Source organism: Pedobacter sp. Bi27, from assembly GCF_918698255.1.
GTDB lineage: Bacteria > Bacteroidota > Bacteroidia > Sphingobacteriales > Sphingobacteriaceae > Pedobacter.
Genome location: NZ_CAKKMW010000011.1, coordinates 11,116 through 33,556 on the forward strand (window position 1 = coordinate 11,116; position 22,441 = coordinate 33,556).

Annotated in this window: 15 protein-coding genes; 10 read left to right on the forward strand and 5 right to left on the reverse strand. The window is 37.7% G+C overall.

What is annotated here, in order from left to right; genetic code table 11:
* Window positions 1-21: 21 nt before the first annotated feature.
* From bamA to murI, 4 genes are all read left to right on the forward strand, one after another.
* Window positions 22-2,565 carry an outer membrane protein assembly factor BamA gene (gene bamA, locus LQ227_RS24270; RefSeq protein ID WP_215131232.1) on the forward strand — a complete coding sequence of 848 codons (2,544 nt, stop codon included), beginning with the start codon at window positions 22-24 and terminating at the stop codon, window positions 2,563-2,565.
* 102 nt (window positions 2,566-2,667) lie between these two features.
* On the forward strand, window positions 2,668-3,198 hold the full coding sequence (locus tag LQ227_RS24275) for an OmpH family outer membrane protein (protein WP_121283542.1): 531 nt from the start codon (window positions 2,668-2,670) through the stop codon (window positions 3,196-3,198).
* A gap of 63 nt (window positions 3,199-3,261) precedes the next feature.
* A complete protein-coding gene (locus LQ227_RS24280) occupies window positions 3,262-3,840 on the forward strand; it encodes an OmpH family outer membrane protein (RefSeq protein WP_230146501.1) in 579 nt (192 codons plus the stop codon).
* Window positions 3,841-4,205: 365 nt separating this feature from the next.
* A complete protein-coding gene (gene murI, locus LQ227_RS24285; RefSeq protein ID WP_230146500.1) occupies window positions 4,206-5,024 on the forward strand; it encodes a glutamate racemase in 819 nt (272 codons plus the stop codon).
* A gap of 422 nt (window positions 5,025-5,446) precedes the next feature.
* Here murI and LQ227_RS24290 read toward each other — a convergent pair whose 3' ends face one another.
* The 4 genes from LQ227_RS24290 to LQ227_RS24305 are packed head-to-tail and all read right to left on the reverse strand — an operon-like array spanning window position 5,447 to window position 12,302.
* On the reverse strand, window positions 5,447-6,586 hold the full coding sequence (locus LQ227_RS24290) for a cytochrome-c peroxidase (protein WP_230146499.1): 1,140 nt from the start codon (window positions 6,584-6,586) through the stop codon (window positions 5,447-5,449).
* A gap of 3 nt (window positions 6,587-6,589) precedes the next feature.
* Window positions 6,590-8,170 carry a DUF6850 family outer membrane beta-barrel protein gene (locus LQ227_RS24295; protein WP_230146714.1) on the reverse strand — a complete coding sequence of 527 codons (1,581 nt, stop codon included), beginning with the start codon at window positions 8,168-8,170 and terminating at the stop codon, window positions 6,590-6,592.
* A gap of 29 nt (window positions 8,171-8,199) precedes the next feature.
* Window positions 8,200-9,522: a DUF4876 domain-containing protein gene (locus LQ227_RS24300; protein WP_230146497.1), complete on the reverse strand. Its 1,323-nt coding sequence runs from the start codon at window positions 9,520-9,522 to the stop codon at window positions 8,200-8,202.
* A gap of 5 nt (window positions 9,523-9,527) precedes the next feature.
* A complete protein-coding gene (locus LQ227_RS24305) occupies window positions 9,528-12,302 on the reverse strand; it encodes a carboxypeptidase-like regulatory domain-containing protein (protein ID WP_230151639.1) in 2,775 nt (924 codons plus the stop codon).
* A gap of 223 nt (window positions 12,303-12,525) precedes the next feature.
* On the opposite strand from LQ227_RS24305, the gene LQ227_RS24310 reads away from it, so the two are divergent.
* Window positions 12,526-14,427, forward strand: a complete 1,902-nt coding sequence (locus tag LQ227_RS24310) for a class II glutamine amidotransferase (RefSeq protein WP_057932784.1) — start codon at window positions 12,526-12,528, stop codon at window positions 14,425-14,427.
* Window positions 14,428-15,125: 698 nt separating this feature from the next.
* Here the strand turns inward: LQ227_RS24310 and LQ227_RS24315 are convergent.
* Entirely contained in the window at window positions 15,126-15,752 is a 627-nt protein-coding gene (locus tag LQ227_RS24315; protein ID WP_230146495.1) for a LysE family translocator, read from the reverse strand.
* A 143-nt stretch (window positions 15,753-15,895) separates the two neighbouring features.
* Here LQ227_RS24315 and LQ227_RS24320 point away from each other — a divergent pair, with 143 nt between their 5' ends.
* From LQ227_RS24320 to LQ227_RS24340, 5 genes are all read left to right on the forward strand, one after another.
* Window positions 15,896-17,332: an MFS transporter gene (locus LQ227_RS24320; RefSeq protein ID WP_230151641.1), complete on the forward strand. Its 1,437-nt coding sequence runs from the start codon at window positions 15,896-15,898 to the stop codon at window positions 17,330-17,332.
* A gap of 64 nt (window positions 17,333-17,396) precedes the next feature.
* Window positions 17,397-17,855, forward strand: a complete 459-nt coding sequence (locus tag LQ227_RS24325) for a dCMP deaminase family protein (RefSeq protein WP_029274099.1) — start codon at window positions 17,397-17,399, stop codon at window positions 17,853-17,855.
* Window positions 17,856-18,107: 252 nt separating this feature from the next.
* A complete protein-coding gene (gene guaA, locus LQ227_RS24330) occupies window positions 18,108-19,637 on the forward strand; it encodes a glutamine-hydrolyzing GMP synthase (protein WP_230151643.1) in 1,530 nt (509 codons plus the stop codon).
* 111 nt (window positions 19,638-19,748) lie between these two features.
* Window positions 19,749-20,960: an ABC transporter substrate-binding protein gene (locus LQ227_RS24335; protein ID WP_230151645.1), complete on the forward strand. Its 1,212-nt coding sequence runs from the start codon at window positions 19,749-19,751 to the stop codon at window positions 20,958-20,960.
* 32 nt (window positions 20,961-20,992) lie between these two features.
* On the forward strand, window positions 20,993-22,162 hold the full coding sequence (locus LQ227_RS24340) for an RsmB/NOP family class I SAM-dependent RNA methyltransferase (RefSeq protein WP_230151647.1): 1,170 nt from the start codon (window positions 20,993-20,995) through the stop codon (window positions 22,160-22,162).
* Window positions 22,163-22,441: the final 279 nt, after the last annotated feature.

Below are 22,441 nucleotides of genomic sequence, written 5' to 3' on the forward strand. Positions count from 1 at the left end.
ATTACTGAACAATTAATTTTAATGAAAAGAATATTTCAAGTTTTAATCCTACTAGTTTTAGCCGCTCCGGCCTTCGCTCAAGTACGTCCACAAGGTCAGGCACCGGTAACCCCTTCTTTAAAGGTTGGTGGCTTAGATCTCGATTATTTTAGTCCAAAAGAATATATCATTGGTGGTACCACGGTAACCGGAACCCAATATTTAGATAAAGAAGTATTAATTACCTTATCTAAACTAACCAAAGGCGATAAAATCGTGCTTCCTGGCGAGGCAACTTCTGATGCGATTAAAACGCTTTGGGCGCAGGGATTGTTTGATGATGTTAAACTTAACATCGAAAAATTTGTACAGGATTCGGTTTATTTTGAAATTGAAGTAGTGGAGCGCCCGCGTTTAAGTTCTATCGATTTAAAAGGTATCCGTAAATCTGAAAAAACGGCCATTCAGGAAAAGCTAAACGATAAAACAGGTAAAATCGTAAACGATAACTTATACAATACTACTTCGGCCATCGTTAAAAAGTATTTGTTAGATAAGGGGTTCTTCTTCACACAGATCGATTATAAAACACGTAAAGATCCGAATGCAGAAAACAGCGTGGTATTAGAAGCAAATATCGATAAAGGTCACCGTGTTAAAGTACAGCATATTGATTTTACCGGAAACAAAGATTTTAAATCAGCAAAACTTAGAAAATACCTTAAAACCCCTAAACAATTTGCCTGGTGGCGCTTTTGGGGCTCTGGAAAATTCGCGAAAGAGAAATACGAAGAGAACAAGGTAAAAATGATTGCCAAAATGCACGAGAAAGGTTATCGTGATGCCGAATTATTAAAAGATACCATTTACCAGCACAACAAGAAAAAGGTTAACATCAGGATGGACCTTTACGAAGGAAAAAAATATTACTTCGGTAATATTACCTGGGCAGGTAATGCCATTTATCCGGATAGTATTTTGCAAAAAGTATTAACCATCGAAAAAGGTGATGTTTTTAGCGAAGAAAAATTAAATAAAAAATTAAACGGCGGTGGCGAAAACGGTGGCGACATTAACAGTATGTATACCGATAATGGATATTTAACTTTTAATATCGATCCGGTACAGACCAAAATTTATGGCGATACTGTTGATGTGGAATTACGCATGTACGAAGGACCACAGTATACCAACAACCGCATTACTTTAAAAGGTAATACCATCACAAACGATAAAGTTGTTTTACGTGAGATCCGTACCAAACCCGGACAGAAATTTAACAAAAGTGATTTAATCCGTACCATCCGCGAAATTGGTCAATTGGGTAACTTCGACGAGTCTAAAACTGTACCCACACCTCGTCCTAACCCGGCAGATGGCACTGTAGATATTGAATATGCTGTAGAAGAGAAACCTTCAGATCAGATTGAGCTATCAGGTGGTTTTGGTGGTGGCCGTATCATTGGTACATTAGGTTTAACTTTCAATAACTTTTCATTACGTAACTTATTTAATTTAAAAGCTTACAAACCATTGCCAAAAGGTGATGGGCAGAAATTAAGCTTACGTGGACAAACCAACGGTAAATATTACCAATCATATAGTTTCTCTTTCTCTCAACCTTGGTTTGGTGGCGAGAAACCGGTAAGTTTCGGTGTGAGTGCATTTACTTCATTACAATCTAATGGATTAAGTTCAGATAATGCGCAGTTTCAAAAAATACGTTTAAATGGTGTAACGGTTAGTTTGGGTAGAAGATTAAACTGGCCAGATAACTATTTCCAGTTAAGCCATGCGGTTAGTGTGCAACAGTACATCTTAAATAACTATTCAGGATATTTATTCAATACAGGAACATCTTACAACATCAGTTTATCACAGGAGATTAGCCGCGATTCAAGAGATTCGCCGATCTTCCCTAAATCTGGATCATTCTTACGTTTCACCGTTCAGGCAACCCCTCCATTTTCATTGTTAAATAAAACAAATTATGCAACGGCATCAGATAGGGAGAAATATCGCTTTACGGAATATCATAAATGGAAATTCGATTCACAATGGTATCAACGTGTAGCCGGAAACCTGGTAATCAAAGCGCAGGCCCAGTTTGGTTTCTTGGGGCAATATAACAAAGCAGTTGGCCAATCAGCATTCGAGCGTTTTAAACTCGGTGGTGATGGTATGCAGGGATTCGATTTCTTGCAGGGATCTGAGCTGATCGCGATGCGTGGTTATGCTAACAATGCTGTTATCCCGAATGGATCCGATCCGGCTGTAGCGCAACAATCAGGTAGCCCAATTTATACCAAATATGTATTAGAGGCACGTTATCCTGTTATTGCAAGCCAACAAGCCACAGCCTTCGTTTTGGCCTTTGCAGAAGCTGGTAACACCTGGAACAGATTTGGTGATTTTAATCCTTTTAACGTTAGAAGATCAGTGGGTGTAGGTGCAAGGATCTTCCTTCCTATATTTGGTTTGTTGGGTATCGATTATGGACATGCGTTTGATACCATACCTGGACTATCAGATGGAGGAAAGCAAAATTTTACATTTAGTATCGCACAACAATTAGGTGGATTTTAATTGATAAAGAACAAAAATTTAACTAATTATGCAATAAATCATTGCAATAGGAGTTTAAAGAAAGCTTAGGTTATTAACTATATCATTAACACACACACACAAATGAAGAAGTATCTTTTTATCGCATTCCTGCTTTGCACTTCTTTTGGTGCCTTTGCACAGAAGTTTGCTTATGTAGACACGGAGTATATTTTGAAACATTTACCAGAATATAAATCGGCACTAAGTCAATTAGATGTTGCCTCTAAACAATGGCAGCAACAGGTAGATCAGAATTTTTCTGAAATAGACAGGATGTACAAGGCTTATCAGGCCGATCAGGTTTTGTTAACCGATGATATGCGCAAGCGCCGTGAAAACGAGATTATAGAAAAAGAAAAACAGGCTAAAGAATTCCAACGTTCTAAGTTTGGGCCAGATGGGGATCTTTTTCAAAGCAGGGTAAAATTAATTAAACCCATTCAGGATAAAGTAGCCGAGGCTATTAAACAGATTGCAAAATCTAAATATTTAGACTTCATTTTCGACAAGAGCAGTGAAGCAACAATGATGATTTATGCAAGCAGCAGTTACGATGTTAGTAATGACGTAATTGTAAAATTAGGTTATAAACCAGGGACTGTAAATAATTAGTATATTCGCCCCTGATTTTTGAAGAAAAACAATTAGAAAAAAATAAAAAAGTAAAATAAAACGATGAGAAAGTTAATTAACGTATTCTTTGTAGCAGCAGGGTTATTGTTTACAGCGAATATGGCAAGTGCACAACAAAAATTGGGTCACATTAATTCTGAAGAGGTATTTGCAAATTTACCAGAGGCTAAATCAGCTCAAACTACTTTAGAAACCTTAGGTAAGCAAAAGCAAGCCGATATTGATGCAATGATCAAAGAATATCAAAGTAAAATGGCTGCAGCAGAAGCTAAGCAAAAAACTTTGAGTGAGGCTAACAAAGAAACAGTGGGTAAAGAATTACAGGCTGCGGGTCAAGAATTACAGGATTTAGAAAAACGCATTACTGATGCGCGTACTAAAGCGTCGCAAGATATAGGTACTAAACAAGGTGAATTATTCCAACCTATCCAGGCTAAAGTTGCAACTGCAATTTCTGCTGTTGCTAAAGAAAAAGGTTTAGCTTACGTTTTCGATATCGCAAACGGACAAGGTGGTAACAATTTAGTATTCTGGGATGGTGGTGATGATATTACTGCTTCAGTAAAAACTAAATTAGGAATCACTGCAACTGCTGCAAAACCAGCGGCACCTAAAAAGTAGTTCTGAAGCGGAAGTTCGGAGTTCAAAATCTCCTTACCAATTCAAAATATAAGGCGGAATTAAGTTTAACTTAGTTCCGCTTTTTGTTTTTGAAGGATTTCAAATCACCGATTTATCTAGATTGTCGTCATCTCGACTGGAGCAACGCGGAATGGAGAGATCTATACTTGATAGATTTAGCTTCGCTGAGCCTCCGGGTTCTCGACTACGTTGCACTCCGCTCGAAATGACGATTTTCTTGTTGGAATTTTTTGTTCAAAGGTGCTAAAGATTTGAACTTTACAACATTCTAACCAATACTAAAACATTTCAACTTTACAACAAACATTCTAACTTTACACCTTTCTAACTTTCAAACAGCACAGATGCAAAACGCTTCGCCAATAGGTATTTTCGATTCAGGTTACGGTGGTTTAACAGTTTTCCGTTCTATTGCTGATAAATTGCCCGATTACAATTATATCTATTTGGGCGATAATGCCCGTTCGCCCTATGGCGACCATTCTTTCGAGACCATTTATAAATATACTTTAGAATGCGTAGAATGGCTTTTTGCTAAAGGATGCCATTTGGTTATTCTTGCCTGTAATACGGCGTCAGCTAAAGCGCTTAGAACGATCCAGCAAATAGATCTTCCTGCTAAGTATCCTGATAGAAGAGTGCTAGGTGTGATCAGGCCCACGGCTGAAGTAATTGATGGTTATACGAGCACCAAATCGGTAGGTGTAATGGGAACGAGAGGTACGGTTAATTCTCAATCTTATCTCTTAGAGATCAATAAATTTTTTCCTGAAATTAAGGTTTACCAACAAAGCTGCCCAATGTGGGTGCCACTGATCGAAAATAACGAACACTTACAATCTGGTGCAGACTTTTTTATAAATGAGTATTGCGATCAATTACTTAACCAATCGGCAGCTATTGATTGTGTGTTATTGGCTTGTACACACTACCCTTTATTAATGCCTAAACTGAAGAAGGTATTCCCTGGCCATATAAGCGTTTTAACGCAAGGCGAGATTGTATCCAACAGTTTAGCTGATTATTTAAAGCGACATCCTGAGATCGAAGAAAAACTAGCTAAACAGGGCGAACGACATTTCTATACCAGCGGTGATCCTGCAGCTTTTGATGAACACGCCTCTATTTTTTTTGGGGAACCGTTGAAATCGGATAAGATGTGATGGATATGAATTGTGTTGAATCGCCTGATTGTTTGATTGTTGACGGCCAATCAATAGCTGGAATCGGTTAACTGTCAAATGCAAATTATAACTGTTCACTAAGATGAAATGTTAACGGATCAAATCTATGCTCTTTTAAAACAGGTAGGAATATATTTTAAGACCATTTTTGATCGGGTGCGCTTCGTACTTGCTGGCGGACAGCATCGACCCTGACTCACCCAAGAAAGTCCCAAAGCAGCGCCTGGCTCTACCTTTTAGGTAACCAGAAGGTAAAGAAAAGGTAACTAAGGGGTTAACTTGGGGTTATCTTGGTATAGAGAAAGGGTAAACAACAGGTATAGGAAGGGTAAGCAATTTTGTGGCCTATACTGAATGTCGTTTAATTGCCTCCAAAGGCCCAACTCACACTCCAATCTAAATTACTGTGGCAATTGCGCTACCCTGGTAAGCACCGTAGGAGAAGATAATGCTTCTAAAAAGGCAACAACTGCATCTTTTTCTGCAACACTCAATTTTAACCCTTTTAATAACTTATCGTTTTTAGGTAGTAAAGGATCATTTACCTGTTCCGGTTTCACGCGTTGTACCGGCATGCCCACATTATACATGTTCATTACGCCATCCATATCTGGGAATAAACCATTATGAAACCAGGGAGCCGTTTTCATAACGTTTCTCAGTCCGGGGGTTTTGAACTTGCCTACGTCTTCTGGTTTCTTGGTTACATTGTATAAGCCTAAGTCTTCATATTTGCGGCCATAATAGGTTAGGCCATCGTTATGGAATTCGTTATCGGTAAAAAATGGTCCGTTATGGCAATTAATGCAGCGTGCTTTGGTGCGGAACAAATGTAAGCCCACTAATTGTTGATCAGTCAACGCTTTTTTATCTTTCGCCAGGAAACGGTCGAAAGGAGTTCTTCTGCTTACAATGCTACGCTGAAAAGTAGCCAGACTTTCGAAAATCCTTTTATTGGTAATTTCTTTTGAGCCAAATGCAGCCGTGAAAAAAGGTTGATAACCTTTAATTTTACTGAGCTTTTTTGGTAAAACTTTCATGTCCTGGTGCATCTCGTTATGTGCCGCCACCGGGCTGCCAGCCTGCTCTTCTAAACTGTTTGCCCTGCCATCCCAAAACAGGCGTTTGTAAAACCAAACATTCTCCAGTGATGGTGCATTTCTGATATTGGTTAAATGATCGTGACCAACAGAAACCTGACGCCCATCTGTCCAATGTAAATCTGGTGCATGGCAACTCGAACACGAAATCTGATTCGAACCCGACAGCCGTGGATCAAAAAATAAAATTTTACCCAGCTCTACTACATTTTTTATCGAATCGTTTTTTAAATCAACCGGAGAGGATGGGAGTTCGCCTAATTCCTGAAAAACAGCATCTTTATCAACCGTAGGCTTTGGCCATTGATCAGTAGGTTTCGAATATACTTTGCGCAGGCTATCAATACTCAGTTCATCCTCATCGTTAAAATCGGCCGATTGAAAAGAAAATAGGATTAATCCGTTAAGGGCTAAAGCAAGAAGGGCAAGAATTTTATTCATGGGTTAAAAATAGAGGTTTAAGCTGATATTGGAAGAAAAACGGTCTTTGCCGGGGGTATTAAATGTTGTTCTTTGAAGATCAATATAGTTGCCTACCCTCTGGATATAGTTTCCTGAAACCTTGATTGAGGTTTGTATTCCTTTGTAAGTTGGAAAAAAATAATCAGCCGTTAATCCAATTCCATAATTATTTGAGGTGTTGAACTGATAATCGGGGTACATTACATAATTGTAGAATATATTTTCGGTTTCAATTGGTGCATAAAAATTTGATGAAGTTTTTAGACTATAACTTGCTGATAATGCAGCGCCAAAGCTATGTTCCTTATCCAATTGTTTATTTATTCCCCAGCCTGCATTAAAATTAATTCTGCTATAAGAAATATCAACAGCATAATTTCCATCGCGCTTAATATCTTCAGAATGTTGAATCCCAAAATTTAAATTATTGATTAATCCATTTTTGCCTTTTAGCGTGTAGAATAATTTTAGACCGTAATACTCTTGATCGTTTATGTAATTTACACCCGCAAGTCCATAATCATAGCCGGCACCTGCATCGTAGCTGTAGTTTAGCGAAAAATTAATTTCATTTTTGTCCGTATTTTTATGCCAGATCAAATCTGCAGACGAATGTTTGATTTCATAATTCAAAAACTCGTCAAAGCCAACATTGTCAGTTAAATTACGTTTAAAAAGCTGGACTTCCTTTCCTTTCTTTAATGCCAAGATTAAATTGTCATTTTGTGTGGCAGCGTAATTAACAAATACTTTCACATATTGACGATTTTGATCGTTATCGTATCTTAATAAATTTTTAACTTGAACTATTTGTGCCCCCCCATACCCACTCATTAAATAATTGGTGAAAATTTCGCCCACTGTATTTTCGATGTAGGAACTGTTTTTATATCCAACACCAATTTGTTCACGTCCGTATCCGTATTGATAGCCAACTCCAATTAAAAGGGGCTTCGAAATATGATATCCAATAGCAGGGTTAATATTAAATTGAAAGTCTTTTACATCACCACGGGGATCGTTATTGCTAAAATGATTTCCAATTCTATAATCTAATCCTAAAGAAAGTGGTAAGTTATTGCCGATCATTGTTCTGCTTACCGCAGCATTAATTTTATAAACCGAACGTTCGTAGTGGTTGTTCTTTATCGAGCCAAAATAATATGGAGAACTATTGCTAAATCTTGATTGGTGGGCCCATCGTGTACTGTCTTCAGTACTTCTTTGGTAATTAAATGCTCCATAAAGATGAAACTTTTCTAAGGTTGTTTTACCCTCACTAAACAACGTTAGTGCTTGTAGTTTAGAAGCACCCTGAACCGGTATATAATGACCCTTGTTTAGATCATATTTAATGGTAAGGGTATTGAATTTATTTTGCATCATCTTTCCCATAAACAATGGATTTTCTTTCGAAAATTGATACAGTTGTATTAATGCCGAATCTACCGAATAGCTTTTGCTTATTAATGATTGGGCTTTTGAAGTCTCGTCGTTAGTTTGTGCAAAAAGCAGAGAAGCGGGCATTAATATAATTATTGATATGATGATGAGTTTTTTCATGTAAATCGAAATGATGCGTTTGGTGTATTTTATTTAAAAGCCCTAGGTAAAGCGACATCTAGAAAGTCGAAATCTTCTGTGGAGTTATTGGTGTCCTTTAGTATTACTCTTCCATTTTCTATCTTTTCCGTTTTACGGATAACAGATTGAGATGTATATGCACCTTTAGGAACAAACGCAAATCCGGCGTCAAGGTCGGCTCCTAATTTCTTTGGCAATCTGGATGAAGCCACATTTGGCTGGATTTCCATCGCATCAATTATATATTTTGAAGGTATCTGATAATACTTACGTGCCGTTGATGATGGGGTAGTTTTACTCGGTTCATTATACATTGGCCAGTTTTTAACATCCTGTGTTTTATCTACTTTAAAAATGGCAATGCCTGTTCTACCGGTATTGTCCAAAATCATATCCGTACCTGTATAAGAGAGCACATCAACATTAGGAACAAGTGGGTTATCAATATCCGAATCTAATGGCCTTGGGACAAAAGAACCATAGTAAGCTTCGAAATCTGCCTTGCTCAGATCGACAGTTAACTCAGGGGTGCGGACTGAGATGGTTACGCCATCAGTTCCGGTAAAAGGCGATTTATGATTTAATGCAGTTTGGGCCAAAACAATACTTTGCCCTGGTTTTACAGGATATGTTGTGCCATTTCCAGGGATCATACAAAGCGTTTTCGCATAAATGAAGTCTGTATTGGGATCCCCATTGGCAAATGTCATGTTTAGCGATTTAGTCCAATCATATTGCCCATTGGCTTGTAAATTATAAGTTGTATTAGTTGTACTTTGCCTACCCCAAATTTCAGAAATATATAAGCTATCGGCATACATTGTTTCATTTGTATTGTTATAGATTTCAATAAACTGATCTCGGTAAAGTGCGCCTAAAGTTCTGTCAGAACCTGCGTAATATACCTGTTTCACTAACCAGTTACCAATAGCTCCGGTTTTAAGATTAAGTGTTAGTAGTGCGTTATTATCTTTATTAACCAGCTTATTTTTTTCTGCTGCATTAAATACCACTGGTTTTGTTGTAATGATTCCAGTTATGGATGTATAATCTGCAGCTGATATCGCATAGGTCACATCTACATCATATCTTCCTGCGGGCAGATCATTAAAAGTTCCTAAACCCTTATCGTTTGTTGTAAGCGAGAGGTATCTTCCAGAGGTTAAACTTTTAATTCTAACAGTAATATTTAGAACAGGGAATGTATAACCGCTGTTGGCAAGGTCAAAAGCAACCTTTACATTAAGGTCAGTTGGAAGAACATCGGGCTGGTGTGTTTTTTTGCAGGAAAACAATAACCCAATAACTATAATTAATAATATCTTTTTCATGATGATTAAAGTTTCAAGGATAATTCTATACCAAATGTTGGTGCCCCGTTGGGTGATGTGACTGTGTTGCTGCCTGGTTTTTGGTACCTGGGCTGGTAGTTCAAGAAATTATAGGCATTAAAAGCAAACCTAAACCTCTTCTTAATCTCTTTAGCGAGACTTAAGTGGTAATTCGAATAAATCCGGTATTGATTATCTGATACAAGTTCATTTTCAGGTATAAATAAGTGCCCATAAACTGTGCTATTTGGATCAGGATTTGTGATTTCAATGTATCTTACATCACGTGTAAAATATCCTTTTGGTACACCATCGTTAGCATTAACAAGTGTTTTATTTAAGAAACTAAATTCCGCTGTCAACTGCACAATTAGGCTAATTGCAGGAATGTGTGTTGATGAAGTTACCCTGCCAGAGCTAAAGTATGTGGTTCGTTTTCTAGGAGCATAAACACCTGTAACCGGATAATCAGGTATAGTGTTGTTATCAGAAATCGTATTGCCAATTCGATCTGAAGTTTCTTGATAATTCGAGCGGTATATTCCCCCGCTTATGTTAAACGAAGTAGATATTGCCTCATACTTTGGGGTGCTTAGTATTAAATCGAAACCCTGGTTATCTGTTTTAAGGTCATTATTAAATTCATTATGGTTAATCAGAAACCTCTTTACGCCATTTTGGGTGAGGATAGGTTTTGAGCCCGGTACAAAAACGGCAGTATATTGAGGCAGAGATAAAATATCATATTGGGTAACTGTATTGTATCCCTGTGTATTTAATTTATTGAATAATGAAAAAGATAACTGGTAATCTTTTATTTTATATAATCCGGTAAGTTCGAAAGTCTGTCCTTTTGATGGTTTTAATTTGCTGCCATCAGGATCAAAACGCTGGACATAAAAAATACTTGCACTTTCGTTAGCATTTCCATTATAGGCATTAATCAGTGGAACATCAACAAAGGTCGGCCCAGGATATCTTTGAGCTAAACCAGGCGATTTTACCGAAAGACCATAGGCAAAGCCCAGTCTAAAATCATCGCTGATCTGATAGTTTATGTTTGTTCGTGGAGAAAGAGTTATAAAACCATTTTGACCATCTAAACGCAACCCGCCTCTAAAATTTAAATCGCGGTTGTTGATTTTTAAAGTAAATACATCTTCGGTGTATAAGCTAAAATCTTTTTGTGCATACGCAAGAGAAAAGTCATAATATCGCTCACTTGGACCGCTTGATAAGCTGTTTCCGGTAGTATTGTAACCAGGCCTTGCCCGGCTTGGGTCTGAAAGCCTCCCGAGTCCATTATTGGCTGCATAAGAAAAATTACCGCCAAAGTTTAAGTTATGTCTTATTTCTCCAGTTCTAAATTCTCCATTTAAGTCTAATTGTGCTGAGGCAGTTACTGGCCTTCCATCTACATCACTTACTGCAGTATAAACGCCTTTATCATAAATTCCGTTGGTAAAGCCCGTTTCGGACGCATTATTATATAAAATATATGGGCTATTTACAAGTTGTTCTGTATAAGTGCGTTGGTGTGAATTACTATAACGAAGGTTTAAACTTATATTTTTAATAAAATCACCCCCAATACTATAACTTGTACGGTTGCTTAAGCTCAAATTCCAACTATTGAAATTTAATATTTTGCTTGTGGGATCGTCGTCATCTTTTTTAATGCCATCCAAATTTCTGCCATAATCAAAACTCAAGGTATTCTTTAACCTTTTTTCTTTTCCAAAGCTATTAGTCCACATTGCATTGGTATTGATACGCTTATAAGCTTTAATCTTATCTCTGTTATCTGCGTAAGAATTAACATAGTTTACGCCTACATTAAAACTTCCCAATTTAGGACTGAGTACAAATCCTTTAGAAAAATTATAAGATGTTGCATTATCCCGAACCTGCATACGTACATAGGCCGGCGATTTACCTGCCTGCCTTTCAATTATAACGGCTCCATCAGATAGATCGCCATATTTTACGGAGGGTACTCCTGCAATAACTTCGATACTCTCAATATTATCTGCTGGAATTTGCCTTAAATCGGTACCACCATAAGCAAAATCTCCACTGTAAGAACTTGTAGATGTTGTACCTGTTAACCCAAATGAATTGCTACTAACGCTTGTACTGCCAAGCCCTCTTAAACCGGGATTGTAACCCTGCATATTGGCATTATTAGAAATGTTATTTCCATCTATTATTATAGCAACACCGAATGAGTTATTCAGCGTAAAGGGATCTCTTCCCGATGTAGTAGGCTCAAAAACAGATCGAAGGGTTAAATTCTGAATATTCTGTAACGATGGTGGCTGAATTTTTCTATTCGGAATTTGATTCAGCAAATCGTTAACACTCAATGCAGGCGTCTGTTCAATCAAATCTCTGGTAATAATCAACGAGGAGTTTGTAGAACCCGAGTAATTCCTTTTAGCATTGATCTCGATATTTTCGAGACTTAAATCCAAAACCTTTAAAGTAATGTTGCCCAGATTGGTTACACCCGCTTTGATTGTTATAGGCAATCTTAACTTCTGGTAACCGATGTACGAAAATTCCAACGTTAAAATGTTGTTGGTTTCTGTTCCATTTATCCTGAATAAACCATTCTTATCAGTTATTGCGTACTGGTTGGTTTCTACAATTTTGATGTTAACAAGTTCTAAAGGCTTGTTCTGAGGGTCGACCACTTTTCCGGTAACCACATTTCTTACTTGCGCCAGCGCAGTGAAGCAAATAAAAAAGAATAATAAGGATGTGTATAGCTTCTTCAATTTAGACTAAATCTTAATAATGAGGCAAAAGTGTGAAATTTACACTAACCATGCAAATTATTTAGAAAGATTCTAATTAATAATACAGAATTTTTAATGAGAAATGCATGTTACCATACATTTGGAACATCTGTCAGCTAAAAACTCATCATCTTAAAAGAAAACATTTTTCTTTAGGTTGTAACAAGTTAAAAGGATAACTTTGCGGCTTCAAACCCACACAATGAGTGATCAGATAAAACACGAATGCGGAATCGCTTTTATTCGCCTGTTAAAACCACTTTCTTACTACCAGCAAAAGTACGGTACAGCACTTTACGGCCTTAACAAATTATACCTTTTAATGGAAAAACAGCATAACCGGGGCCAGGATGGCGCAGGTATTGCCACCATTAAACTGGATATGAAACCGGGCAGTAGGTACATTAGCCGATATCGGAGCATGGCATCTAATGCGGTAGCAGATATCTTCGAATATGTACAGAACAAATTTGTCGATATCCAGGAAAACACCCCTGAATTAATGCAGGATACAGAATGGCTCAAAAACAACGTAAGCTTTATCGGCGAGGTGTTAATGGGCCATTTGCGTTATGGTACACATGGTAAAAACAGCATCGAAAATTGCCACCCTTTTTTAAGGCAAAACAACTGGATGACACGTAACCTGGTAATTGCAGGTAATTTCAACATGACGAATGTTGATGAGTTATTGGAGCAATTGTACGAGTTAGGTCAGCATCCAAAAGAAAAAGCAGATACCGTAACGGTATTGGAAAAAATCGGTCACTTTTTAGATGATGAAAACCAGGAGCTTTTCGATCAATACAAAAAAGAAGGACATGATAACGTTGCGATTACACACAAAATATCTGATAATTTAGATATCGCGAATATTCTTCGCCGCTCAGCCAAAACATGGGATGGAGGTTATTCAATCTGTGGTATGGTGGGTAATGGCGATTCGTTCATTATGCGCGATCCGGCAGGTATCCGTCCGGCGTATTACTATTATGATGACGAGATCGTTGTAGCGGCATCTGAAAGGCCTGCTTTACAAACTGCATTTAATATCCAGTTCAAAGATGTTAAAGAGATTGATCCTGGTCATGCTTTAATCATCAAGAAAAACGGCGAGGTAAGCATGGAGCAGTTCCGCGAGCCTACCGAAAGATTATCGTGCTCGTTCGAGCGCATCTATTTCTCAAAAGGAAGTGATGTAGAAATTTACCGCGAGCGCAAGCAGTTAGGTCGTTTATTAAGCGATAAAATTCTTCAGGCCGTTAATTACGATTTAAAAAATACAGTATTCTCATTTATTCCAAATACGGCAGAAGTAGCCTTTTTTGGAATGGTTGATGGTGTTCAGCAATATGTACGCAGGCACCAGAAAGATATACTTTTACATAAAAAAGAAACATTAACAGATCAGCAGCTTGAAGACCTGTTATCTTTAGCACCCCGTGTAGAAAAGCTTGCGGTTAAAGATGTAAAACTGAGAACTTTTATTACACAGGATGCAGACCGGAGCGAAATGGTGGCACACGTTTACGATACTACCTATGGGATTATCAATAACCACCAGGATACTTTAGTAGCGCTTGATGATTCGATTGTACGTGGTACAACCTTAAAACAGAGTATCATTAAAATCGTTGACCGTTTACACCCTAAGAAAATTATTATTGTTTCTTCTGCACCTCAGATCCGTTACCCTGATTGTTATGGTATCGATATGAGTAGAATGGGACAGTTCGTGGCTTTCGATGCGGCCATTCAGTTGTTAACGGAGCGTGGTATGTGGCAGGTGATCGAAGACGTTTACACCAAATGTAAAGCTTCGTTACTTTTACCTAAAGAAGAAATTGTAAATCACGTTAAGGAAATTTATAAACCGTTTACGCCTGAAGAAATTTCGGCTAAAATTGCACAAATTATTACGCCAAAAGGTACTGTTGCTGAGGTTGAAGTAATTTATCAAAGTTTAGAGAACTTGCACGAAGCTTGTCCGAAAAACAAAGGTGACTGGTATTTCTCAGGAAATTATCCTACCCCAGGTGGTAACAAAGTGGTAAATAAAGCTTTCGTTAACTGGAAAGAAGGAAATAACCAAAGGGCTTATTAGACCCCTAAACCTCCTAAAGAGGACTTGAATAACAAATAGCTCATATTTTATATGGGCTATTTTTTTGTTTTTTTACCACCTGAGAACAACGAGTTTGCACAGAGAAAAGAAGAGTTCCGAGCCCCTGTTTAGCACTGAGCACGAAGACACAAATTGTAGCTTCCTATGCAGAGAAGAGTCCTTCGACTCCGCTCAAGGTGACCATCAAAAAAGGTAACAATCTTTTCCTACCTAAACCTGACATTCGCGAAAAGCCCGGAGGCAAATTCTTCATTTGCCGAGGACTTGCAGCATTGGCAGGACTAACAGTAATAGTAGCACTGAGCCTAGTTTTCAAAACTTTTAACCAACCAAGACACAAAGGCACAACTTAATTAACTTCGTGAAGGTTCAATTGTTTCCCAACAGTGTGTCATCCTGATCCGATAGCTATCGGATTTATTTCAGGATCTGTTTTAGTGTTATTACTGATATTGGAGAACAGAAGTTAATGATTTTAGCGGTTCGTGGGGATACGAACTACGGCGGAAGAAGCATTGCACCTGTTTTTCAAAAAATAAAAAACTGTTTAGTAATTTTTGTCGGCCCCTCGACTCGGCTCAGGATGACAAAACGTGAGAAATTCCGTGTGTTCTGTGTTTCCGTGGCTAACGATAAGATGTGTATTGCGTTTTCTTTATAGTCTTTGTGGTGAAAACCTATACGTAGAACTTCAGGTAAGTTTTAACGATCAGCCAAATGGCAAAAAAGATGATGACCACCCCTGCGATTTTATTCAGCTTTTTAAGCGCATCTTCTTTTATTTTATAACGGAGTTTACTCGAGTAGAAACTCTTTGCACCATCTATACTCAATTGGGTAGCCATGGCAATAAAAAAGCAGACTAGCTTTTCGTTCAGCATGTTATTCAATTTAACCGAGATAATCCCGCTTACAATGATCCAGAACATTAAGGTAGAGGGGGTAAGGATGCACATTAAAAATCCTTTTATTACATAACCACGTTTACTTACTTTTTGAAGGGTTGAACTATTATAGTGCACTGTTATTTTAGAAACCAGGTAATATATGCCTACGGCTAACAAGAATAGGCCCCCAATGGTGCCTACATATTTATCAAACTCTGCTTGATAATCCAAAAACTGGCTGCCAAAAAGAACCAGGCCAATTAAGACCACATCACTAATAATTACGCCAACAGCTAAAGAAAACCCAGCTTTGAAACCCCTCTCAATGCTGGTTTTGATCATTGCAAAAAATACCGGCCCTGTTAAAAACGACGAAATAATCCCTGCTCCTATACCTAGTAATATGGCTTCAAACATGCATTGTATTGTTTATAATATGCGAATATGCAACTTTATACCTAAACATTTAACATTTATTTTTGTTGCATAGGTTGCATAAAATTTACTGGTTTTCATTTTTTTTTATTTATGTTTAGAGCCACTAAAACTAGATTTAAAAAATGAGTTCAGAACAAACACAAACCAAGTGGGGGCAGTTTATTCCTTTGGTTACGGTATTCTTTTTCTGGGGCTTTGTAGCCGCCAGTAATGACATTTTAATACCAGTATTTAAAAAAGCTTTTGATTTATCGCAAGCCGAAAGTCAATTGGTTTCATTGGCATTTTATATTGCTTATACAGTGGGTGCTTTAATTTATAACGGTATTTCTGTTATAATAGGACAAGATATTGTAAACAAACTGGGTTATAAAAATTCGCTTGCGCTTGGTCTGGTTATTTCGGCACTTGGAACCTTATTGTTTTATCCTGCAGCAAACATGCATTCATTTCCTTTAATGCTTTCAGGCTTATTTATTGTAGCATTAGGTTTCTCCTTACAGCAAACTGTTGCAAATCCATTAGCTATTGCATTAGGGCCAATTAAAACAGGTTCGCAACGTTTAACGCTTGCCGGTGGTATTAATAACTTTGGTACAACCATTGGACCACTTATTGTAAGTTTCGCTATTTTTGGTTCTGCGGCAAATGCAACTACAAATATTAGTATAGAAAGCGTTAAAATTCCATATCTAATTTTGGGTGTTGCTTTTATTGCCGTTGCTGTTTTCTTAAAAATGTCGTCTTTGCCTGATAGACCTGCTTTGGTTGAAGCTGTGGTTGAGGATACTAAATCGATTAAGGGATCAGCTTTGCAATATCCGCAATTGGTTTTGGGTATGATTGCCATATTTGTTTATGTGGGTGTTGAGGTATCTACCGCAAGTAATCTACCAGCTTATATGGAGAAAGATTTAGGCTTTGCCATTAAAGATATTGCCCCTTATATCTCTTTATATTGGGCAAGTATGATGATCGGTCGTTGGACAGGTGCTGTTGAAGCTTTTACTGATAATATCGGCACACAAAAAGTATTACGTTTTATTGCGCCATATTTAGCTTTTGGTATTTTCTTAGCTGTAAATGCTATAGCAAAACATGATCTTGCTCCATTTTATGTATACGGTTTGATTATCTTAGTATTAATTGCTGCTGATATGGCGAGTAAAGGTAACCCGGCCCGTATGTTGCTAATCTTTTCGGCAATAGGTATTACTGCGTTATTAATCGGAATGTTTACTAAGGGGATGGTAAGTGTTTATGCCATTACCAGTGTAGGTTTATTCTGTAGCACTTTATGGCCTTGTATTTTTACCTTGGCAGTAAGCGGTTTAGGCAAACACACCAGTCAGGGAAGTAGCTTCTTAATTATGATGATTATGGGCGGTGGTATTATTAGCTGGGCACAAGGTGCGGTATCAGAATTTACAGGTATTCAATACAGTTATATTGTAGGGATTATCTGTTTTGCTTACTTGGCATTCTATGCCTGGAAAGTGGCTGGAATATTAAGATCACAAGGAATAAACTTTGATCAAAAAATTTCTGGCGGACATTAATTTTTAATAAAGTAATTTTGCAGCCACAGAGATTTAGTTCTTTGTGGCTTTTTTGATTTTTATAATGGCAGATAAACCAAGTTTCGATTCGATATTTATGAACCTTGCCACCGATTTGGCAGCCCGTTCGCATTGCGTGCGTGCCCATGTAGGTGCAGTGTTAACAAAAGATACCCGTATTATTTCTATCGGCTACAATGGCCCGCCAGCTGGTACGCACAATTGCGATGAGGAATGGCCAGAGCATGGCTGTGCGCGTGATAGTAAGGGCAGTTGTTCTTTAGCCTTACACGCTGAGGAGAATGCAATCCTGTATGCTTCTAAAAACGGTTCGAAAATTGAAGGTTGTACTTTGTATACCACCTTATCGCCTTGTATTGCTTGCGCAAGGTTGATTTTATCTTCAGGAATTAAATTGGTTTATTATTCTAAATCGTATGCGGCTTACAAAGGTTTGCCTAGCGACGAAGGAGTAGACTTTTTGCGGAAATTTGGAGTTGAGGTGGTTTTGATGGAATCGTAAAGGTTCATTGGTTCATTTGTCAGTAGTTTATTGGTAACGGCAAGTAGTTTACTGGTTAATTGTTAATCAGTTAATCGACTTTGGACTTCTAACTACCGACTTTTAGTTATGCTGGTTAATCGGTTAACTGTTTGAAGCGGTTAATTGACTCCAAACTGACTTCGGACTCCTGACTGCCGACTCCGGACTTTTTTAAGCTAAAAATCTCAAATCTCCGGCTTCAAATCTCATATCTAATTGGTACCTTTGCGGATGCAAGAAAAAATCATTATCGTCGATTTTGGTTCGCAATTTACACAACTCATCGCTCGTAGGGTTCGCGAACTAAATATTTACTGTGAAATATATCCATACAACAATCTTCCTGAGGTTACGCCTGATGTAAAAGGGGTTATTTTTTCGGGTAGTCCATTCTCTGTTCGTCAGGAAGATGCACCTCAGATCGATTTATCGAAATACCATTTAAAATTTCCTTTATTGGCTGTTTGTTATGGTGCACAATATATTGCCCAACATTCTGGCGGTGCAGTTCAGCCATCTTCAACACGGGAATATGGTCGTGCTAACCTGAATTTTGTAAACCAGGAGAATAAATTATTTAAAGGCATTAACATCGGTTCACAAGTTTGGATGAGTCATGGCGATACCATTACCGATATTCCAGAAAATTTTGAACTGATTGCCAGTACCGATAGCGTAAAAGTGGCAGCTTACCATATTAAAGATTCAGATACTTATGCCATCCAGTTTCACCCTGAGGTAACGCACAGTATTGATGGGAAAATCCTGTTAGAAAACTTCTTGGTTGATATTTGCGGATGCAGCCAGGACTGGACTTCTGCTGCTTTTGTTGAAACCACAATTGCTGATATTAAAGCTACTGTAGGTAACGATAAAGTTGTTTTGGCACTTTCAGGTGGCGTTGACAGTAGTGTTGCTGCGGTACTTTTACATAAAGCCATCGGTACAAACCTACACTGTATATTTGTTGATAATGGTTTATTGCGTAAAAACGAATATGAAAGTGTTTTAGAGCAGTATAAAGATTTTGGCTTAAATATTAAAGGCGTTGATGCTAAAGACAAATTCTTGGGCCAGTTGGCCGGAGTTGAAGATCCGGAAACAAAACGTAAAATTATTGGCCGTGTATTTATCGAAGTTTTCGACGAAGAATCTCACCTGATCCAAGATGTAAAGTGGTTGGCCCAAGGTACAATCTATCCTGATATTATTGAATCGGTTTCGGTTAAAGGGCCGTCGGCAACCATAAAATCGCACCATAATGTAGGTGGTTTGCCAGATTTTATGAAACTTAAAGTAGTTGAGCCACTTAAAACTTTGTTTAAAGATGAAGTAAGAAGAGTAGGCACCACTTTAGGATTAGAATCGTTTATTTTAGGCCGTCACCCGTTTCCAGGCCCGGGCTTAGGTATCCGCATTATCGGAGAAGTTACTCCAGAAAAAGTGGCCATTTTACAAGATGCCGATAAAATTTATATCGACAATTTAAAAGAAGCAGGCCTTTACGATAAAGTATGGCAGGCAGGCGCAATCTTCTTACCGGTAAGATCTGTTGGGGTGATGGGCGATGAGCGTACTTACGAAAATGTAATTGCATTAAGAGCAGTTGAATCGCTTGATGGGATGACTGCAGATTGGTGCCATTTACCTTATCCGGTATTGGCTAAAATCTCAAACGAGATTATCAATAAAGTTAAAGGGATCAATAGAGTGGTATACGATATCAGCTCTAAACCACCTGCAACTATCGAGTGGGAATAATTCAGTTATGAGTTTTCAGTTTGGAGTTTTCAGTCCAAACTGCATAAAATAAATGTTATGCTAGCAAGGTGGAATAAACTTTGCTAGCATATTTTGTTAAAAACAACAGGTATGATTTATAAAAAGGTTTACTGGTTACCAGTTTTGTTTATGTTGATTTTGGGTGCTTGTTCGCCAAAAGTGAGAACACCTAAACCAGAGACGAGTAAACCCGTTGAAAAAGAAAAACCAGCAGATAAAAAGCCTATCAAAAAGTTTTCGCAGGCAAGTGTTTCCTTGCTTGTTCCCTTTAAACTGGATGAGCTGAATTTAAAAACAGCAACAAAAGCCGATATCGAAAAATATGCTATGCCTATCGATTTTTATCAGGGCTTTAAATTGGGATTGGATTCTGCCGCGGCGCAGGGTTTAAATTTTAAACTCAATGTTTTCGATACGCAGGATGATAACACACATATATCGGTTTTGTACAAAAATGAGCGTTTTAAACAAAGCAATTTAATTATTGGTCCTGTTTTTCCTGATGGGTTAAAGTTTATCTCCAATTATGCCAAAGAAAACAATGCAATCATCGTATCTCCTTTGGCTGCTTCCGAACCTGCAGAATTTAATAATCCAAATCTGGTGTCCATTGTAAATAATATTGGTTTACATGGAAAAAAGATAGCCACATACATTGCTAAAAATTATAATCCTGCCAATACGATAGTGGTACTGATTAACCCTAAGAAAACAGAAGACGAACAGTTTGCAGCACCAATAAGGAACTATTTTCAAACCAGTACCAAGTTTGTGGTACAAGAGTATGCTTCGGCCTATGCTTTTGAAACAAAAATGATCAAAGGTAAAGAGTATGCCGTGGTGCTTACCTCATCTGACAGGGCTTTTGTATTACCGACAGTAGAAAAACTGTATAAATTAAAGCATCTAGCCACAGGTGGTTATAATATTAATCTATTTGGTCATCCTAATTGGGTAAAACAGAATTATCCTACTGATAAATTACAAGATCTAAATACGATTATCAGCTCGTCTTATAAAATAGATTACAAAAATAGCGCAGTTGTTGCCTTTATTAAAAAATATCGCTACAGGTATGGATTTGAGCCTGGAGAATATGCCTTTAAAGGTTTCGATGTTGGCTATTATTTCGGTAAACTGTTAACTACATATGGAGAGGATTATAGAGATTACCTGGTAAAAGATAAATATAAAGGCCTCCATAATAACTTTTCATTTATCCATGATGAAAAATTAGGCTATATTAACACCAGTTTAATGTTACTGAAGTTTAAAAACTTTGCATTAAACCTAGTTGAGTAATTCTATAATTTTTCTTCCATTTTAATTATTGCATGAGAGCAGATCACCAGTTAAGAGCCTTTGAACAGATTTTGAGTAATTATGATGGAAGTTTGCCATTGCATCGTTTTCTACCAACCTATTTTAAGCAGCATAAGCAAATGGGTTCATCCGATAGGAGATGGGCCGCACGACATATATATAGCTTTTTTAGATTAGGTAAGGCTTTATCGGGACTTCCACAGGAAGAGCGTTTAAGTATTGCCGATTTCTTGTGCCATGATACACTTAGCCTTATTGTAGAGAAAAATCTGCCGGAATTAAAGGAAAGTATTATACTGCCGCTGGGAGAAAAAATATCCATCATTAAAACCAGGTATCCGGATTTTGATTTGCAGGAGGTATATCCGTTCCACGCAAATCTATCTGATGGATTAGACCGGGAAGCGTTTTGTACCTCATTCTTCAAACAGCCAGATCTGTTTATCAGGGTAGTAGGAGAAGAATCTGCCGCTATTATTGCAAAATTAGAAGATGAAAACATTGCGGTTAAAGCGATTTCTGATACTGCGCTGGCTTTGCCTAATGGAACCAAGTTAGAAGCCATTTTAAAAGAAGGTAGTTATCAGGTTCAGGATTTATCTTCTCAGCATACGGGCAATTATTTTAAACCGAACAAATGGGATAAATGGTGGGATTGCTGCGCGGCATCTGGTGGGAAAACGCTGCTGCTGCATAGTTTGGAGCCTGTGATCGAGCTGTTGGTTTCTGATCTGAGAGAAAGTGTACTTTTAAATTTAGATGAACGTTTCCGCTTAGCCGGGATCAAAAAGTACCATAAAAAGGAACTGGATCTTTTACAGAACAACGATCAGGTTTTACACCACTATCAATTTGACGGGATCATTTTGGATGCGCCCTGCACTGGTTCTGGAACATGGGGCAGAACACCCGAAATGCTTACATTTTTCGAGGAACGGAAAATTAATCAATTTGCCAGCATCCAGAAGGGGATTGTCCAAAATATTGTAAAGTATTTAAAGCCGGGTAAGCCCTTAATTTACATTACCTGCTCTGCCTTTGCCGAAGAAAATGAAGCCATTGTTCGGTATATGATTGATCAGTTGCCATTAGAACTTGAAAAAATGGAATTGATAAAAGGTTATGAAAACAATGCCGATACGATGTTTGTGGCGAGGTTGATTAAGAAGAGCCAGGATTAACAGGATTGTAGGATTTTAAGATCAGGGTGCTTTTTTAGCTCTTAACCGTCATTCCCGCGCAGGCGGGAATCCTAATGCTTTAAGATTTCCAATCAAGTTGGAAATGACGGATCTATTTAAAAAAATAGAAATCGATTCAATACATACTAAGTATGTTCAAACCAGGATTTGAAATTCTTTTTAAAGTATTTTACCGCTTCGATTAAAACGGCTATTGCTCCAATAATTAAGGTATATTCTTCAAAGCTGTTCATGATGTAAGCTTTATGTTTAGATGAA

Bases quoted from the DNA above. Each gene is read 5' to 3' on its own strand.
- bamA (WP_215131232.1), top strand. From the start codon at position 22: ATGAAAAGAATATTTCAAGTTTTAATCCTACTAGTTTTAGCCGCTCCG.
- LQ227_RS24275 (WP_121283542.1), top strand. From the start codon at position 2,668: ATGAAGAAGTATCTTTTTATCGCATTCCTGCTTTGCACTTCTTTTGGT.
- LQ227_RS24280 (WP_230146501.1), top strand. From the start codon at position 3,262: ATGAGAAAGTTAATTAACGTATTCTTTGTAGCAGCAGGGTTATTGTTT.
- murI (WP_230146500.1), top strand. From the start codon at position 4,206: ATGCAAAACGCTTCGCCAATAGGTATTTTCGATTCAGGTTACGGTGGT.
- LQ227_RS24290 (WP_230146499.1), bottom strand. From the start codon at position 6,586: ATGAATAAAATTCTTGCCCTTCTTGCTTTAGCCCTTAACGGATTAATC.
- LQ227_RS24295 (WP_230146714.1), bottom strand. From the start codon at position 8,170: ATGAAAAAACTCATCATCATATCAATAATTATATTAATGCCCGCTTCT.
- LQ227_RS24300 (WP_230146497.1), bottom strand. From the start codon at position 9,522: ATGAAAAAGATATTATTAATTATAGTTATTGGGTTATTGTTTTCCTGC.
- LQ227_RS24310 (WP_057932784.1), top strand. From the start codon at position 12,526: ATGAGTGATCAGATAAAACACGAATGCGGAATCGCTTTTATTCGCCTG.
- LQ227_RS24315 (WP_230146495.1), bottom strand. From the start codon at position 15,752: ATGTTTGAAGCCATATTACTAGGTATAGGAGCAGGGATTATTTCGTCG.
- LQ227_RS24320 (WP_230151641.1), top strand. From the start codon at position 15,896: ATGAGTTCAGAACAAACACAAACCAAGTGGGGGCAGTTTATTCCTTTG.
- LQ227_RS24325 (WP_029274099.1), top strand. From the start codon at position 17,397: ATGGCAGATAAACCAAGTTTCGATTCGATATTTATGAACCTTGCCACC.
- guaA (WP_230151643.1), top strand. From the start codon at position 18,108: ATGCAAGAAAAAATCATTATCGTCGATTTTGGTTCGCAATTTACACAA.
- LQ227_RS24335 (WP_230151645.1), top strand. From the start codon at position 19,749: ATGATTTATAAAAAGGTTTACTGGTTACCAGTTTTGTTTATGTTGATT.
- LQ227_RS24340 (WP_230151647.1), top strand. From the start codon at position 20,993: ATGAGAGCAGATCACCAGTTAAGAGCCTTTGAACAGATTTTGAGTAAT.